Here is a 17347-nt window from a genome sequence, read left to right as displayed (position 1 = left end):
AAGCGTTCACAAAACTGCCTGAAATGGTTCGATTCTGCTTGAAAAGAATGTGGTACGTTTTAGAATTGAGGAAGAAGGCAAAAAATACATATGACAAGCGTAAGAGAGGAAGGCATCATCACATGAAATTTGGGGCTCGAACTATTAAGACCGGACTATCGGTCGCAATCGTTTTACTGATTGCCGAGGCGTTTCAGTTCCAACAGATCGTCGTCCCGGCACTCGCTGCGTCACTCGCGCTTCTCCCGTCTGTTTATCAGACCGGGCTTCGCCTAATCGAGGAGATGAAAGGGAACTTGATTGGGGCATTGCTCTCCGTCGGGTCCTTGTTGCTCACTCCGAATCCGACACCCATCGCCATCGGATTCGTCATCATCATCGCCATCTCCATCCTTTTGTTTTTAAATTTAGAATCGACGACACGGACCGTCATCTTGACGACGATTCTCATCATGGAAGGGGCAAGTCAGTCGGACATGCCGGTTTGGGTGTTTGCGGGTGAACGTTACTTACTCATCATGATGGGGATTACCGTTGCATTAATCGTAAACGCACTTTTGTTCCCACCTCGATATGAACGGAAGCTGGAAGAGCAGGTGACTGAGGTATTTCAAATGGTCGTTCGGATCGCACGATTGTTTGCGGAAACGGAAGGCGGTCGTTCATCCTTTGAATCCTTGCCTGAGACGAAGAAGTTGCATAGTGATTCAAAACAAACATATGCCTATTTTGAAGAAGAAATCAAAGCGAATCGTTGGCTCGAGAAGAAGACGCCGATTTTCCGTCGTGCCGTCCTGAAGTCCAAGATGATTGAGACGAACCGAGCCGCGCTCCATGTCATCGAGAAACTCGATCATGATTTCCATACGATTGAACAACTTCCTCCACAATTGAGCGATGAGTTGTATCGCCACATTCGGCATTTGTTGCGTCGACATGAGCGTCTGTTCTCAGCTTATGAGCTTGAGAACGAGCACCTCATCGACCGGGATGAGGATCTTATTCATGAGAACTTTGACTTTGCGAAGTTAATGATCGAGAGGATGCGAGAAGAAGAGGAAGAACTCATCCTCATTGTCGTGCCGCTCGTGGCGACGATGACTGACTGGGTCAAGGCAATGAATGAACTCGAACGCTACCTTGTGACGGAAATGAAGAAGCATGGAGATAACTTAAAAGTGGAACCACGTAAGAAATGGTTTTTTGAAGACTGAGAAACGGGCCGACATTCGGCTCGTTTTTTAAGAGAGTTAATTTTGTTATAGAAGAGAGGGCATTGAGTATGAAGAAATCTTTTCAACACATCACAAAGTATTGGAACATCATCGTTATAGGTGATGAATTTGCTGTAAACTACGGAAAAATCGGGACAATCGGAAAGGTACAAGTAAAATCTTTTGAATCCGATTCGGAATGTATGAAAGAAGCAGAAAAACTTATTCGTCAAAAGTTGAGAAAAGGATATGTTGAATGCCCTTTTGATTGGGACAACCATATGTATGTGGATGACCCGGAAGTTGGACCGAGTTTTCTGACCTCTCATCCGAAGTATCAGGAATGTTTCAACGATGAATTCTATATGGATTGTACGGAAGAATATGCTCCGTTCGGGAATGATGCTGGAGCCGATGCATTGGTTATGTACGAAGAAGTGCTCCGAAAGGATAGAGACCTTTGTTATCTTTCATACGCTTACGCCTTAATTGAAAGTTGGGTTGATCGAGATGTTTCCGGTCCAGAAGATTGGTCAACGTATGAATATGCCTATACATGTGATCAAGTCGTCGTCGCTGGTGCGTTTGCTTCCATAAAGATGACGGGAAAGCTGACAGATAATTTGAAAATAACAGGATTAGCTGCCATCCATCGATTAAAGCAAGCTTTCGAAATAGAGGATCAGTCTATATTTGATGAGTTATATGCACGCTTAAGTACATTCCCGACCGAATCCTGAAACTTTTCGTAAAGAAACACGTATACAATAGAGACAGATACATATGAACGATAGGGGGATTCACCATGTCAGAAACAACACCGACACCAGAAGAAGGTGTCACACCACAACGAATCAGCGGAACGCTTCCGATCGAGGCACGGGCGGTCTTTCGATTATCGAGCGCGATTTTTTATCTCATCGGTCTCCTCATCACGGGAGCTCTCGTTGTCGCATCATACTGGTTCGACTGGCCGACTTGGCTACAGATTGGCTTTGTCGTGCTGCTTGTCATCGATGTCGTCTATAGCTTGATTGATCTCATCTGGTTCCAAAAGTGGAAACAGGAACGATTCACGTATGATGTCCAGCCACTTGAGATTCGGATTCATCATGGGATCATCACGACACATGACGTACTCATCCCGATGACGAAGGTCCAATATGTTCATGCGGAACAAGGACCGCTTCTACGTAAATACGGGTTACAAACCATCACGATCGGAACAGCGGCCGGTTCACACGAAATCTATGCGATCGAAGAATCATTCGCGAAAACACTCCGTGAGCAGATTGCCATCTATGCACGTATTGAAGAGGAGGATGTCGTATGACCGAGACCGCGTTAACATGGCATCGACTCCCGAGTCGCGTTTTGGTGCTGCGTATTCTCGAAGTCATCAAGTCGTTCGCTATTCCAATCGTCCTACTCTTTGTGCTCAACAACGACTGGGAGTCGACAATCGGCATCATCATTCGAGTCGGGATCCTACTCTTCCTATTACTCGACATTGTCCAGAAGTTCTTTGGATGGTTAAACTTCCGATATGCACTGGATGAAAAGACTGTCTATGTGATCGAAGGGAACTGGTTGAAAAAAGAAAAGTCGCTTCCACTTTATAAAATTCAAAGCGTTCATTCGAACAGTCCATTCCTCTATCGATTGCTTGGTGTAGTGGAATTGACCTTCGATACGAATGCCAACAGTGACGATGCATCATTCAAACTGGCTGGTGTCTTTCCGACCGAAGCCAAACGACTTGAAGAGATTCTCGAGCAAGTCCGGCTTCGGAAACAGAATGCACAAACCGAAGACAATCCAGAAATGACAGATGCGACAACAGAACAGGCAGAATCTTTACCAAGCCGTCTGTTATATGCCTTGTCCACGCGCGAAATCGTGTTGGCCTCCATCACGTCGCTCTCTGTCTTCGCCATCTTCCCGGTCGCTTCAACGATCATCTCTTCGATTGATGACTTCATCAATTTGGATGGGGCGTTCAACCAGGTCGAAGATTATGTGGTCCATGCGTCCATCATCGTCATCGGTCTTCTCGTCATCGGGGTGCTGATGCTGTCGGTCGTGATCGGCATGGTCATCAACTTCTTGAAATATGGGAACTTCCGACTCGAACGAAGAGGGGAGCGCATTCGCGTCGAAAAAGGATTATTGAACCGGAGTGCGAAAGAGATCCCGTATGAGAAGATTCAAGCGATTCGAATCAAAGAGACGTTCATCCGTCGCTGGTTCCATATCGTTGGAGTCGAACTTGTCGCAGCAGGAACGATGGATGAATTAAAGGACGAATCATCAACAATTCTTCCGTTCGTTCGACGTGACCGTGCAATGCGAGTACTCCGTGAGCACTTCACGCACTTCACATGGTCGGATGAATTACATCGACTTCCAAAAAAAGCGTTAGGAATCAAACTACTGCGAATCAGCTGGTTCGGCTTCATCTTATCAGGACTCGTGCTCTATTTCTTCCGAGATTATGCATGGTGGCTACTTCTTTTATGGGCCATTATCATCGGGGGACGTGTGCTCAGTTACGTCACGACAAAATATGTCCGTACCGATCAATTCATTCAATTGCGGACAGGTGCATTCAACGTCCGGTCGTTCTTGACGGACAAACCACGAATCGAACAGATTCAAGTGAAGCAATCGCTCTTGCAACGTCGATTCGGACTGTGTACGGTTCAGTTCTCGACTCGAGGAGGATTCTTGTCCGTCGAGACAATTGACGACATTCCGAAAGAAGAAGCGGACGCGATGCTCGTCTGGTTCTCTCGTTATAACGAAATGAATGAAGAACGCTCAGGATAAAGTTTCCTGAGCGTTTGAATTATTTGTGATTTTCGTATCAAATGATGTTTCTCTTACTGAAAACGCGGATAAAGTATGGTATGATGCAAGTAGAAAGAGACCGGTGCTGGACACACCGACCTCTGGCTTACAGGCTCCCACTTTAAGAGTGGTCCCAGCCGCCACAATGGTTAGTGAATCAGAAAGTGACCCATCTCATTGCGCCGAGGGGGTCATTTTTTTGTGCGTTCAGACGTTGCACGATCGGATGTTCGGTGTATCACCAAGTGAACGATGATCGGAGCGAGGATTGGGATCATGACATAATCTCCAACCCAGGTCCAAAGTTGTTCCATCCGCACCACCGCCTTCCTCCATTGTGGACTTGGCGGCTGACCCCACTATTGCTGCGTTAACCTGCCCCTTCATTATAACAGATTTGTTCGTAAAATGGCGTTAAAAATAAGAACAAACGTTCTCGTTTCGTAAAATGAATCTTTTGATGGAATCGGTCTCATGAATGGGTCCAAAGAAGGAATTGAGTCGAATCGCTCTTGCTTGTTAGATGTCTGACAGGATATAATCAATCTCGTGTGTATACACGGGTGGGTGAGGGTGCCAATAAAGGATTGATTCCTATGGCAAAACAAACAGAATGGAAAACAGAAACATACGGGGGCGTGCTGAACTTCCTGGCGACAGCATACATCCCGGCCGTGCATGCGGCAATTTTGACACAAGCCGGACTCCCGTTCGAGGGGGCGCTCGTCGGAGCGATTTTGACAAGCATCATCGGGACGTTGATTGCGGGATTCTTTAATCTACCGCTCCTCTTGTTACCGGGAATGGGGATTAACGCGCTCTTCACGTACACGCTCGTCTTACAGATGGGATTGAGTTGGCAAAGCGCGCTCGCCGTCTCGTTCGTCTCAGGTGTACTCGTCGTATTATTGACGGTCACCAAAGTGGCAAGAAAATTGGCGAACGCGTTTCCGCCAATCATTCATGACGGATTGACGGTCGGTCTCGGCCTCTTCCTCATTTTGATTGGTCTTGAGGCGGCAGGAATTGTCTCAGGTGGGGGTGGGGCATTGCTCCACATCGGTGACCTCGGTGAGCGTAACGTCCAGGTGGCCTTTTTATCACTCTTTGTCGCCATCTTGCTGTTCTTGAAGATGGGACCGAGCAGCTTCCTATGGACAATCGGTTTCGGTGTCGGCCTCAGCGCCGTGATGGGAACGCTGGAGTGGACGGGAAGCTTCTCATTGTCACCGTTCTTCGAGTCGTTCGGCACGGTGTTTGGGAACATTTCGTTCGCGGAATCTGCGTCTCCGCTCTTCTTAGTCGCGGTAGGTGTACTGACGCTCGTCTTGTTGATTGAAAACATCAGCTTGATCCAGAATCAGACACGTGCAATCGGCAAAGAAGAAGATGCACCGAAAGGTCTCGTCGCACAAGGTCTGTCGACGATGGCCGGGGCCATGTTCGGTTCAAGCCCGACCGTCTCGACGGTCGAAGTTGCTGCAGGGATATCGGTCGGTGCACGAGGCGGGATCGCTTCATTCGTCACATCTGGATTGTACGTAGTATCGCTCTTATTGCTACCGCTCTTTGCCATCATTCCTGTGACGGCGATCGCACCGGTGTTGATTATCATTGGCATGATGATGTTCCAGAACGTGAAGCATTTGCCGCTCGATAACTGGGAGCATGCCTTCCCGGCGATTCTCGTCATCATTATGATTCCGTTCACGTATTCCATCGTCGATGGAATCGGTCTCGGGTTCATCGCATACACGATGATTGTTTTGTTCAAGAAGGGCTACCGGTCACTCAGTCCGGTCGTCGGTGTCTTGACCGTATTGTTCTTAGTTTTTTTCTCATTACCAGTCTGGTTATAGAGATACGCACGGCATCGTTCATGACGAACGATGCCGTTTTTTGATTTGAAAAGACTCGTTCGTGCTATAATCGCAGTAATTTGAAGAAAACGGGGAGGGGATTGGATGCAAGTCCTTCAAAAATTCGCATCGTACACAGAATGGCTCAAGTCGTTAGAAAAGCTGAGTGAATCTGAGTGGAATAAACAGATCGACTCGGAGAAGTGGTCCATAAAGCAAATCGTCTTACATATCGCCCATTGGGACAATCATCTGTTGAATGTCATCATCCCATCGGTGAAGAACGGCGAAGGGATGATATTCCCTGACTTTGACTCGTTCAACGCGCGGGCGACGAAAAGAGCGGAAAAGTTGACAGGTGAGACCGTACTGAAAGAATCCCTTAACAGTCGGCGAACGCTCGTCACGATGCTCGACTCCTTAAGTGAAGAAGCACTGACTTATAAAACGACAGCGAATGGCGTCTCACATGATCCTCATCAAGGTGTCCCATATTCACTATATGTGATTGTCAGAGAATTCATCGAGCATGACCGGCACCATATGAAGCAAGTCGAGTCCATCCTGAAATGAGACATCGGAAAGTGCGTGGTCTGAAACGAAAGTTAAGTCGTCTTCAGCGTAATTTGCAAGAAAATCATTGCGATTTTCCAACTGAGTTTCATATGGTTATTGGAATACCAAGATTCCGGTCGGACAAACCTTTTTATTGGCTATTCAACATAATGCCCAAATCAAACAGGCAATCATCCATATTCTGCTCGATGAAGCGAAACGACTAGCAAAGCGGCGTGTGGATGAGCGAATGCGAGTTGTCGTGTTACTGGACCTCCCTACATTGTGGAACTCTGAGCTTCTCGTGTTTCAAGATGAAGAGGTGCTACAAACGTTCATGCGGCGTGATTCATCCCACCAAAAATGGATTCCGATTCCTCATGAAAAAATGTCTTTGAACAAATGGGTCATCCGTAGTGACCGAGATATTCGCGTGTACGGATTTGAAGAGTGGAGATTCGATGAAGAGAGTGAAGGTAGAGAAGTGTGGATGCTCGTTCAATGAACGGGCATTTTTCTTTAGTCTAAAAATAACTGAATATTCCGTTAAGGTTCATGGTATAATCCATTTAATCCAATTTCCAAAAAAAGGATTTAGACTATGAGAGGAGCCGTCACTTGAGATGAAACCGAATCTACATATACGGAAACGCCAATGAAACAAGCCAAAACGATTTTTGTGTCAGGGATTCTATTCTCCTTACTACTTGTCGCCCTCATCTCCTATTCCGGTCAACTGGGATACCGTTACTACCAATCATTAGATATCTCAGGGAGCGAGATTACGAGTTGGGTCACCGACTGTCATGACAAACGAAAGTTTTTAGGGATTTTCGAAGTGACGGATGTTGATTTTTGGTGTGGGGAAGACAAAATTATTGAAGAAGACTGGCGAGGGGTCGAGCTTAGCTCTTCTAGTGAAGCTCCAGACGATAAAGGTGGAACTCCAAGAGAGAAGGTTAATGACGAGTCACCTTCTTACGGAAACCCCTCATCAGAAGAGTCGAACAACGTCTCCTACCTCCCATACATGATTACCGCACTAATCATCTTGCTCGGATGGTGGCTTTGGAAGAAACGACGCCCATCGAAGAAACAAATCGAGGAGGGAGAGTTAGATATCGAGGATCACTCGCTAGTGATCTCTGACAACTTATCGGAGCAGATAAAGCGAGCACTCAATCCATTACCAGCCTCGGCTATTCGACAACAGTTGATTCAATTCGAGGCAGCGTTACCTCCACATAAACGTCGCCGTCCGTATGAGACGTTGTCGACCTGGGCGAAACGAATCGAGCTCGATGCATCCCTACTCACCTATTTAGAGACGCGCTATGACGAAGGGGACATCTCACCACAGCGTGAGCGAGCGTTCACCCAGCAACTTGATGAATACCTACTACGCACACAAAAGGAGTCGAACTCATGACCATCCGACACGTATTGGACCAATTAGACCGCATTTACCTCGGTAAACCGGAAATCACAAAATTATGTTGCACAGCCCTATTGGCGAACGGCCATATCTTGCTAGAGGATGTGCCTGGGACGGGGAAGACGTTACTTGCGAAAAGCATCGCCAAAAGCTTTGAGGCAGACTTCGCCCGAATTCAATTCACAGCCGACCTGCTGCCTTCTGACATCATCGGTTCAGACTTCTTCAATATGCAGACCCAGACGTTCGAGAACCGTACCGGACCGATCTTCACGAATATTTTACTCATCGATGAAGTGAACCGCGCCGTTCCGAGAACGCAATCCGCCTTGCTTGAAGCGATGGAAGAACGCCAAGTTTCCATCGGTGGCGTCACCTATCAACTACCGAGACCGTTTTTCGTCATCGCGACGCAAAACCCGATCGAGTCGGCGGGAACGTTCGCCCTACCAGACGCCCAACTCGACCGCTTCCTCATGTCCCTTCAAGTCGGATATCCAGGGGCAGATGAAGAGCGGAACTTGATTCTGCAGACGATTTCAAAGACGAGACATGTGGTACACGCCTTGATGACGAATGCCGCTTTCTTAGAAGCACAAGAAAATGTCGAGAGCGTACGGATTCATGAAGATGTCGTCACTTATTTGCTCGCACTCATCCAAGAGACAAGGCAACATCCGTTAGTCGAAGTCGGGGCGAGCCCACGGGCGACGCTTGCGCTCGTCAAAGCCTCACAAGCTTATGCGTACTTGAACGACCGTCAATTCGTCACGCCTGAAGACGTCCAAGCCGTTGCGCCACACGTTCTCTCGCATCGATTGACCCTCACCCTTGAAGGTGATATCAAATCGACGAAGCGCCAAGTGCTAGCGAACGTACTAGAGTCCGTAACTGTCCCCGTCGAAAAGGTGTAAAGATGCGACAGGTCGAAATCAGTACACCGTCCATCCTTCAGGACCAACTCTGGCCGGCTTATGTCAGTCTCGGTCTCCTCACCATGTGGATGCCTTATGTATGGCCCATCGCTTATGTATGCGGAGCATTATTAATCGTCATGTTCATCCGGAAACGAATCATTCGAACACTTTCAAACGAAGTCTCATTTTCCATCCGGCAGAAAGAAGATCTCTTGTTCATCGACGATGAGACATCATGTATCGTCCGTATCGATGGGTATGAGCGAATCATTGCCCTTGGTGTTCCGCTATTGATTCGACTAGAGGGTAATGAACGGATGGTATTCGAGGACGGGTCACAGGCATACGACACAAGGATCGAACAGGACATACATCATGTGAGCGTCTCGGCTGTGAAGCGTGGACCTGCTTCGATTCGTATGTGTGTGATGCGTGTCACGTTACCGTTTTATTTAGGTACTCTTTTTTTCACGGATGAGGAGATGGATATGCCCTCATGGATTGTGTTACCTACAATCACGAAGTCATCAATCACCGAATCTCGCATGATTCGGATGGGTGACCGTATCGTCAAGCACTCCCCGTTGAACGATCCGTTGATGATTCAAAGTGCAAAACGATATGAGAAGGAACCGGCTAAACAGATTGACTGGGTCGCCACTTCAAAGGTCGGTCATGTACAGGCAAAAGTGTTCGAACGACAAAATCTCGACACGTTCACGATTTCCCTTGATTTGAGCGGTCCTCTCGGGAACGGGCTCCATGCGCAATATGAAGACTTGATTCAACAGACGGCCTATTTGGTCTCTTATTTGATCAAGGAAGATTGTAAAGTGGAGCTGTTAATCAACCGACTCGACAAAAACAACCAAGTTGACCGTGTTACACTGGGAGAAGGAAGAAAACAATTACGGCTCATTCTCGTCCGACTGGCGATGATTCATGAATCGAACGCGTTTGTTGCGTCATCACGTTTCACTTCATATGTCAGTCGTCACAAACAGCCGCACGCCGAATTGATTCACATCAGTCATGCGATGCTGCTGAAATCTTCAGGGTGATGAAAGGAGAAACACATGCAACGAATGACGAGCTTACTCATAGGTTGTGTCGGACTGCTTGCAAGCACGACGACCGTATCAGCCGAGATGACTGAATCTTCGCCGGAACATTTTGCAGATGCATATTTCTATGACATTGTGATGGATCATATTCAGGGGGATGATCCGACTAATTATCATATGACGGACAGTGAGAACATCACGTTCGGTCCGTTGTTGGAGACGTATATCCCGTCATCCTCTTGCTACAAAACGGGGGAAACATGTACGTTAGTCCCAACAAAAGAATTTGTGGCGACCGTTTTTCAAGATGATGAACCGGTCAACGTGATCGGAACGTATGAACAATCAGCGGGTACATATGCGTTTTCAACGTTCGGTTCAGACAAAGAAACTCCGAAAGCGTTGATGGACGTACAGGGACATCTCGTGAAATACACAGAAAGGTCGGCATGGTTTGATTATGATGGGGACATGTTGGTGGCATTGACATCCTACTCAAAACAGATAATCAGTGGGGATGCAATTTCCACAAAGGACTTCCAAGCCTTATTGATCGAAGAGCATGAAAGTATTGAAGGGGATGTCGAAGAAGGGATGATGGATGGAGCGGGTGGCTATTCGGATGAAGCGAAATCAAATAATCCAACATTGAATACCAACCGATTGATTGGTTTTGCAGTGTTAGCGATGTTGCCATTCGGATATTGGTTCCTTAAAAGACGAAAAACAGCATGATGTCAAAAGATTTATACAATCAACATGAACCACTAGAATTAGTGATCATTCCGAGTCATGCACTGAGAGAAGGAGAAGCAAAGCGATTGATTTTTCGACATCTGAAAGATGAGGACTTTCCATTGCGCCTTGTACGTAAACGAACTGCGAAGGGTACGAGAAAACATCGCTTCTCTTTTGAACGTCAAGAAGAACATGTGACGACCAAAACCATCAAGAATCGTGAGTCATTAGAATCGGAATTGACACTCTCTTCGAATGAAATCATCGTCCTACAAAGAGAGACAGATTGGATTCTGAGTTATTATGAGGACGGTTTGACGCTTCAAGGAAAGCAAGTGAGTCGTGTCGGAACAAAGGGAATAGCCAATTTCGAGGTATTTTTTGAATATGTGACGACAGGTGCGTTTCCAATCGAGGTATCATTTTGTTTAGATGGAACGCTCGGTCCTCGTGAGAACGTGTATCGCTTCACGTTGCCTGACGCAGATTGGAAGACATTGATTGAAGACGAACTTTTGCCTCAGCTTCAAATTCCGAAAGCGAAGAATGTATGGCAGTCCCTTTTCTTTCCGACAAACAATCAGACAATCGAATGGTTCACTGGTGAATTTCATCCAAACATCTTGGGAAACTTCGTTTTCGCCCACGATGCCCATGACACGTATTATTTCTTGGATCACGTGAATGGAGACATCAAAGTGTTTTGAATGACCCAACTAAAGAAGAAGTAAATTTGCGTCAATCGATTGAGTCCATCAAACTCAAAACCCGAAGCAAAAAGTACTCCAGTTATGAGAAAGTAGGGATGGAACATGAACTATTTAGAACATCTAGAAAAACATTGTGGCACGTTCGTCAGCGGGTTTGATATCCCTTACTTGATAGAAGATGATGTCCAAATCATCGAACTTGAAGAAGAGTCCTCTAAAATCACGAGTATTTCGACATTAGGACTGCATTGGCATGCACTTCAATTCGAAAATGGTTCGATCGCTCACCAGGAGTTGCTGTTCCGCTTCAATCAACAGCATGCCAAAGAGGAATTTGTTGAATTGATGTGGCAGCTGACCGATTATGCGCTGGGAACGCACCAGGCGTTCGAGTTGGGCGAACTCTACGAACTGCCAGAGGAAGTGCTTGAACAATATTCATTTTCTTCGGTCTATGTGACCGCTCCTTTTTACTCAGATGAGTCGTTCATCACATATGAGAACGAGGAGCAGAGCGTCCTAGTCGTCTGGTTTGTACCGATTTACCCTTCAGAAGAGCTGTTCATCGAAGAACACGGAACCGAACGGTTTGACGAACTCCTATATGAGACTGATCGCGAGTTATTCGACTTGAACCGAAAAGAACTTGTCTAACGAACATCCCCTCATGCGCGCATGAGGGGATTCTTTACATATAGGGGCCGTTCACTTGGACGACGAACTGCGAGTGCTCGTAATGATACGTGATGCGTGAGTAGTCGAACGGTTTTCCATTCGTCAGATGAAAGATCGTTTCGATGCGAAGTGTCGGGTCATTCTCTTGCAATCCGAGGTGGCCTGCTTCCACATCCGTCAATCGACCTACCTGTAGATACATGTCAGAAAAACCAATTGTGACACCGAGCGCACTTTGGACGTAATCGAAAATGGAGTCGGCCACAATCTCTCGATTCAAGTAAGGGACGATGGCTTTTACATAATACGATTCTTCATGACAAAGTACTTCCCCGTCCACATACCTTACCCGTTCGACACGATACACATCGTCTGTTACGTCAATCCCGAGATTTTCGGCCACCAACGCATCTGGTTTCATAACAGACACATCGAGTACATCAGAGGTCAAGATTCGATCTCCAAGGTTACTCTTGAATCCTTGGGTGGAAAAGAGACTCATATAACCGGGACGATTATGGCGTCTGACGAAAATGCCGCTACCACGGAGTTGAAAGATGATGCCTTTTCGTTCGAGCAGTTCCAACGCTTTCGTGATCGTACTCTTACTCACGGCATATTGACTCATCATCTGCTCAAGGACAGGTAGCTTGTCACCTTGTTTTAAATTCTGTTCATGAATGTATTGTTCTATTTCATTCGCGATTTGTTGGTATTTTAACATGGTCATTCCTCACTTTTACGTCACTTCTTGTATTATATCATGAAAAAACAAGATTGTTTCATTGTATCTACCTTGTTAAATTGTACCGGTACAATTATACTTGACGTGTATGATTCATCAGAAGGAGGAATAGAGGATGAAGACGTTACCGAAAGATTTTCTATGGGGAGGCGCACTCGCCGCCCACCAATTCGAGGGTGGTTGGGACGCTGACGGAAAAGGACCGAGCGTCGTCGACGTCTTGACAGCAGGCGCACACGGTGTCGCGCGTCGGATCACGGACAAGGTTGAGCCGAACGAATTCTACCCAAACCATGAGGCAATTGATTTCTATCATCGTTATAAAGAAGACGTAGCGCTTTTTGCCGAAATGGGATTGAAATGCTTGCGTACCTCGATTGGATGGAGTCGCATCTTCCCAAATGGTGATGATGCAGAACCGAACGAGGCGGGTCTTCAATTTTATGATGATTTGTTCGATGAGTTACTCAAACATGACATCGAACCGATCATCACGCTCTCGCATTTCGAGATGCCGCTCCACCTCGCACGTGAGTACGGCGGATTCCGCAACCGTGCCGTCGTCGACCATTTCGTCCGTTTTGCAGAGGTCTGCTTCAACCGCTACAAAGACAAGGTCAAGTATTGGATGACCTTCAACGAAATCAACAACAAGATGGACGTCAACAACCCGCTCTTCTTATGGACGAATTCAGGTGTCCTTCTAGAAGAAGGGGAGAACGCGCGTGAAGTCATGTATCAGACGGGACACCATGAACTAATTGCGAGTGCCCTCGCCGTCGCCAAAGGGAAAGAAATCAATCCGGATTTTGAAATTGGGGCCATGGTCTCTCACGTTCCGATCTATCCGTATTCATCGAACCCGGACGACGTCATGTTGGCCGAAGAGATGATGCGCCAACGCTATTTCTTCCCGGACGTACAAGTACGTGGGTTCTATCCGAATTACGCGTTGAACGAGTTCGAGCGCGAAGGGTACAACATCCCGATCCTTGAAGGAGACGAAGAAATCCTTCAGAACGGAAAGGTCGATTATCTCGGTTTCAGCTACTATATGTCGACAACCGTGAAGAGTGATGTCGTCGCGGACAATCGTGGGGATATCGTGAACGGTGGTCTGCCGAACGGCGTTGAGAACCCGTACATCCAGTCGAGTGACTGGGGATGGGCCATCGATCCGGTCGGTCTCCGTTATGTGCTCAATCGTCTGTATGACCGCTATCAGATTCCGCTCTTCATCGTGGAAAACGGATTCGGTGCTGTCGATGAGATTGTCGACGGGAAGATTCATGACGCGGCCCGAATCGATTATTTGAAGGCACATATCGAACAATTGAAGCACGCCGTCCTCTATGACGGAGTCGACTTGATCGGCTACACGCCTTGGGGCATCATCGACATCGTCTCGTTCACGACGGGAGAGATGAAGAAACGGTACGGGATGATTTACGTCGACCGCGACAATGAAGGGAACGGCTCGATGGAGCGGATGAAGAAAGACTCGTTCGACTGGTATAAGCGGGTCATCGCGACGAACGGGGAAAAATTGAACAGCGAAATTTGAGAATTTCAGCATACATTTGTATAATGGCGTTATGAAACCATTACACCATCCGTCTATCGACACCATACCGTATACGAAAGTCCTTCACGCACTCAGTGAACCGAACCGATTGCGCATCATCCGATGCCTCAGAGAATCCGGTGAAAACAACTGTTCCACTTATTCACTTGAATTAATGTTAAATAAATCAACGGTGTCCCATCATATCAAAATCTTAAGGGAAGCCGGACTGATCAAAGGACGCATCGAAGGAAAAGAGCATTACTACTCGCTCCGAAAAGATGAGATTGAACAGAAGTTTCCTGGATTATTGAGTTCCGTGTTCGCCGTGAAAGATGAAGACTTATAAGCATGCGCTCGAGGCGCATGCTTTTTTTTTTGATCAAAATGCTTGCGAAGTATAACTTACGGTGATACGATACTTTTAGTTTGATGGTTATCGAACTATAAAACAATTTCCGAAGGAGTTTTGAAAGATGAAAAACGTATTAGTAATCAACGGACACGAGTATTATGACTTTGCAAAGGGTGAATTGAACAAAACGATGTTCGACGAAATCATTCAAACACTCGACGGAGCCTATGAAGTGAAAACGACGGTCATCGATGCCGGTTATGATATCAAAGAAGAGCAAGAAAAATATAAATGGGCGGACATCGTCATCTACCAAACACCAATTTACTGGTTCTCACTCCCAGCGAAGTTCAAAAAATACATGGATGAAGTGTACGAATATGGAGTCTTCTTCGCAGGATCTGCAGAAGGGTACGGAAAAGGTGGATTGATGAAAGGGAAGAAATACATGTTCTCGACAACGTGGAATGCCCCTGTCACAGAATATAACAATGCTGAAGGTTTCTTCGCTGGTAAAGACTTTGAAGATTCAATCGCCCACCTGCACTATGCACAGCAGTTCATTGGAATGGAACCATTAAAGAGTTTTGGAGCGCATGACGTGATTGCGAACCCGGACATCAACCTTTATAAGCGTGAACTCCAAGCTCATTTGGAAGACGTGTTCGAAATCACAGTAAATCAGTCTTGACACTCCCACGATTAAAACCGTGGGATTCTGAAGTGAGTGTGCGAGCGCAGTCCATTTCTGTTTTGCTCAAGCCTTCAGATGAGGGTGTGCCATCACCCCTCCTGAGACAGATCATATAGATTCTCAGGCTGGTGGACTGTTACCATCCACCACAGGTCGTTGCAGGTGTATCCATCTGATGTTTTAGCGTCTTTTGCATGACGACAGGCATCGTTTTACCGGTCATATGTTTTCATGACCGAACCGTATACGATTTTCAAGGGACGATGGACACAGGCGTTTTAGAGACTTGTTCTTGTCTATGGGATAAGTATATCCGAACGTCGGATGTAAAAACATCCGAACTCACTTCCATCCCATGCCTAAAGGCGGGCTATTCCCGATATGGGCTTTCCCGTTCGTAAAATCTGTAAAAGGAGAGAGGTCACATGCTTCGGGAAGAATTAGCAGCGGTACGGGACCGATTCTTAGATCGTGCGCCCACCCACGTCAAACAAAGTGTTGCGGAAGCGACAGCATCATTGATTGAATCAGGAGTTGGTCAAGGGTTACAAGTAGGAGAAAAAGCCCCTGACTTTACGCTCGTCAACGCTAAGGGTGAAAAAGTCACCTTGTCCGAATTATTACAAGATGGAAAGGTAATCTTGAACTTTTATCGAGGGGGATGGTGCCCATACTGTAATCTCGAACTGAAGGCGTATGAACGCATTTTGCCGAAAATCAAACAGAAAGGGGCACAACTCGTTGCCATCAGCCCTCAAATGCCAGATGAGTCTTTATCGACGTACGAAAAGAACAATCTGACATTTGAAGTGCTCAGTGACCCCGATCAACATGTAGCAGAATCTTATCGCCTACTCTTCGAGTTTCCAGCTCACTTGATTCAAACATATGAAACGGAATTTGGACTTCAACTCGCGAATTATAATGGAGATTCGAATCCGTGGCGCCTTCCAGTACCTGCGACTTATGTCATCGACCAGGATGGTGTAATTCAATTTGCCGAGGCGGACCCTGACTATATGGTTCGACCGGATCCGGAGCGCGTGCTCGCCTCTTTATAAGAAGAAAAGCCAAGGAATTCTCAGAAATAAGGGATTGCTTGGCTTTTTTCGATATAATGAAGAAAAATACAATATTGGAGGGGAAAATGATGCAAGTGAAACAGCATGGACCAGTGACCTCAGTTTGCGCCAAAGTGAAGAACGGTCCATTCGAGATGTCGATGTATGTGTATTATCTCGATGGGATGATCATCGATACCGGGACACGTACGATGCTCCCCGCTCTCCAACCCTTTTATGAATCGGTCCCAATCGACCTCGTCAGCATTACGCATCCACATGAAGACCACATCGGGACGGCCGCATGGCTCGAACAAACGTATCGCGTGCCAATCTACATACATGAGTCTGCCAGAGATATGTGCCGGACGGGGCTAGATATCCCCGATTATCGGGCACGCTTCTCCGGTGACCCGGAACCGTTCCAGCCGGTCGCCTATCACGACAATCAGATCACGTCAGAGCATCATACCTATCAGGTGATCCATACACCCGGTCATGAACCGAATCATATCGTCTTATATGATGAGGAGAACGGTCGACTGTTTTCAGGTGATTTGTTCGTTCATCCGTATCCAAAGGTCATGATTCCAGAGGAGTCGGTCCCTGAACAGATCCGTTCGCTCAAGCGTGTCCTGTCCCTCTATTTTGAGGAAGTGTACTGCCAGCATGCCGGACGTCTCGAACAGGGAAGGGAGCAGTTAAGCAAAAAGCTCGATTATCTAGAACGTTTGACCGATGACGTGTTAACGAAAACCGCTGCGGGCTATACGATTGACGATATCAACGCTCACCTTTTCCCTGACCCGTCGCCGCTCGTCCAAATCTCCAAGCGGGATTATGACTCCAGACATATGATTTCAAGTATTCTTCGAGAAGTCTACGAACAACTTCGTTGACAGAAGGCGAAT

At 46.8% G+C, this 17347-nt stretch carries 18 protein-coding genes and 1 pseudogene; 18 read left to right on the top strand and 1 reads right to left on the bottom strand.

What is annotated here, in order from left to right:
• The first annotated feature begins 122 nt into the window (after positions 1-122).
• The 13 genes and pseudogenes from ACQKD4_RS06600 (at position 123) to ACQKD4_RS06540 (ending at position 11996) form a co-directional block, all read left to right on the top strand.
• Positions 123-1214: an FUSC family protein gene (locus ACQKD4_RS06600; protein WP_214692333.1), complete on the top strand. Its 1092-nt coding sequence runs from the start codon at positions 123-125 to the stop codon at positions 1212-1214.
• Between the two features lie 68 nt (positions 1215-1282).
• A complete protein-coding gene (locus tag ACQKD4_RS06595; protein ID WP_427372827.1) occupies positions 1283-1954 on the top strand; it encodes a WGR domain-containing protein in 672 nt (223 codons plus the stop codon).
• A gap of 65 nt (positions 1955-2019) precedes the next feature.
• Positions 2020-2547, top strand: a complete 528-nt coding sequence (locus ACQKD4_RS06590) for a PH domain-containing protein (RefSeq protein ID WP_427372826.1) — start codon at positions 2020-2022, stop codon at positions 2545-2547.
• Positions 2544-4043 carry a PH domain-containing protein gene (locus ACQKD4_RS06585; RefSeq protein WP_427372825.1) on the top strand — a complete coding sequence of 500 codons (1500 nt, stop codon included), beginning with the start codon at positions 2544-2546 and terminating at the stop codon, positions 4041-4043. The genes ACQKD4_RS06590 and ACQKD4_RS06585 overlap by 4 nt, the downstream gene beginning before the upstream one ends.
• A 617-nt stretch (positions 4044-4660) precedes the next feature.
• A complete protein-coding gene (locus ACQKD4_RS06580) occupies positions 4661-5923 on the top strand; it encodes a solute carrier family 23 protein (RefSeq protein WP_427372824.1) in 1263 nt (420 codons plus the stop codon).
• A gap of 105 nt (positions 5924-6028) precedes the next feature.
• A complete protein-coding gene (locus tag ACQKD4_RS06575; RefSeq protein WP_427372823.1) occupies positions 6029-6496 on the top strand; it encodes a DinB family protein in 468 nt (155 codons plus the stop codon).
• 106 nt (positions 6497-6602) lie between these two features.
• Positions 6603-6983, top strand: a pseudogene (locus ACQKD4_RS06570) (DUF3916 domain-containing protein); the annotation flags it as partial.
• A 150-nt stretch (positions 6984-7133) separates the two neighbouring features.
• Positions 7134-7907, top strand: a complete 774-nt coding sequence (locus ACQKD4_RS06565) for a hypothetical protein (RefSeq protein ID WP_427372822.1) — start codon at positions 7134-7136, stop codon at positions 7905-7907.
• Positions 7904-8827 carry an AAA family ATPase gene (locus tag ACQKD4_RS06560; RefSeq protein WP_427372821.1) on the top strand — a complete coding sequence of 308 codons (924 nt, stop codon included), beginning with the start codon at positions 7904-7906 and terminating at the stop codon, positions 8825-8827. Before ACQKD4_RS06565 ends, ACQKD4_RS06560 begins: the two co-directional genes overlap by 4 nt.
• Before the next feature lie 2 nt (positions 8828-8829).
• Positions 8830-9891, top strand: coding sequence for a DUF58 domain-containing protein (locus ACQKD4_RS06555; RefSeq protein ID WP_427372820.1), 1062 nt, complete (start codon positions 8830-8832; stop codon positions 9889-9891).
• A gap of 15 nt (positions 9892-9906) precedes the next feature.
• Complete coding sequence (locus tag ACQKD4_RS06550; protein WP_427372819.1) at positions 9907-10629, top strand: hypothetical protein; 723 nt, start codon at positions 9907-9909, stop codon at positions 10627-10629.
• Positions 10626-11339 carry a hypothetical protein gene (locus ACQKD4_RS06545; protein ID WP_427372818.1) on the top strand — a complete coding sequence of 238 codons (714 nt, stop codon included), beginning with the start codon at positions 10626-10628 and terminating at the stop codon, positions 11337-11339. Before ACQKD4_RS06550 ends, ACQKD4_RS06545 begins: the two co-directional genes overlap by 4 nt.
• A gap of 105 nt (positions 11340-11444) precedes the next feature.
• Positions 11445-11996, top strand: coding sequence for a suppressor of fused domain protein (locus ACQKD4_RS06540; protein WP_427372817.1), 552 nt, complete (start codon positions 11445-11447; stop codon positions 11994-11996).
• Positions 11997-12030: 34 nt separating this feature from the next.
• Here ACQKD4_RS06540 and ACQKD4_RS06535 read toward each other — a convergent pair whose 3' ends face one another.
• Positions 12031-12741, bottom strand: a complete 711-nt coding sequence (locus ACQKD4_RS06535; RefSeq protein ID WP_427372816.1) for a GntR family transcriptional regulator — start codon at positions 12739-12741, stop codon at positions 12031-12033.
• A 136-nt stretch (positions 12742-12877) separates the two neighbouring features.
• Between ACQKD4_RS06535 and bglA the strand changes: the two genes are divergently transcribed.
• From bglA to ACQKD4_RS06510, 5 genes are all read left to right on the top strand, one after another.
• Entirely contained in the window at positions 12878-14326 is a 1449-nt protein-coding gene (gene bglA, locus ACQKD4_RS06530) for a 6-phospho-beta-glucosidase BglA (RefSeq protein WP_427372815.1), read from the top strand.
• A gap of 31 nt (positions 14327-14357) precedes the next feature.
• A complete protein-coding gene (locus ACQKD4_RS06525; protein ID WP_214749121.1) occupies positions 14358-14675 on the top strand; it encodes an ArsR/SmtB family transcription factor in 318 nt (105 codons plus the stop codon).
• Between the two features lie 127 nt (positions 14676-14802).
• On the top strand, positions 14803-15372 hold the full coding sequence (locus tag ACQKD4_RS06520) for an NAD(P)H-dependent oxidoreductase (protein WP_427372814.1): 570 nt from the start codon (positions 14803-14805) through the stop codon (positions 15370-15372).
• Between the two features lie 428 nt (positions 15373-15800).
• The gene (locus ACQKD4_RS06515) at positions 15801-16436 is read left to right on the top strand and encodes a peroxiredoxin-like family protein (protein ID WP_427372813.1); all 636 of its coding nucleotides are present in this window, start codon (positions 15801-15803) and stop codon (positions 16434-16436) included.
• Positions 16437-16525: 89 nt separating this feature from the next.
• Positions 16526-17335 (top strand): MBL fold metallo-hydrolase, encoded by an 810-nt coding sequence (locus ACQKD4_RS06510; protein WP_427372812.1) that lies wholly within the window; start codon positions 16526-16528, stop codon positions 17333-17335.
• Positions 17336-17347: the final 12 nt, after the last annotated feature.

Origin of the sequence: Exiguobacterium sp. NPDC077395, from assembly GCF_050269125.1 — a bacterium.
Taxonomy (GTDB): domain Bacteria; phylum Bacillota; class Bacilli; order Exiguobacteriales; family Exiguobacteriaceae; genus Exiguobacterium; species Exiguobacterium aestuarii_A.
Note: the sequence above shows the minus strand (reverse complement) of the source record. Positions and strands in the feature narration are given on the sequence as shown.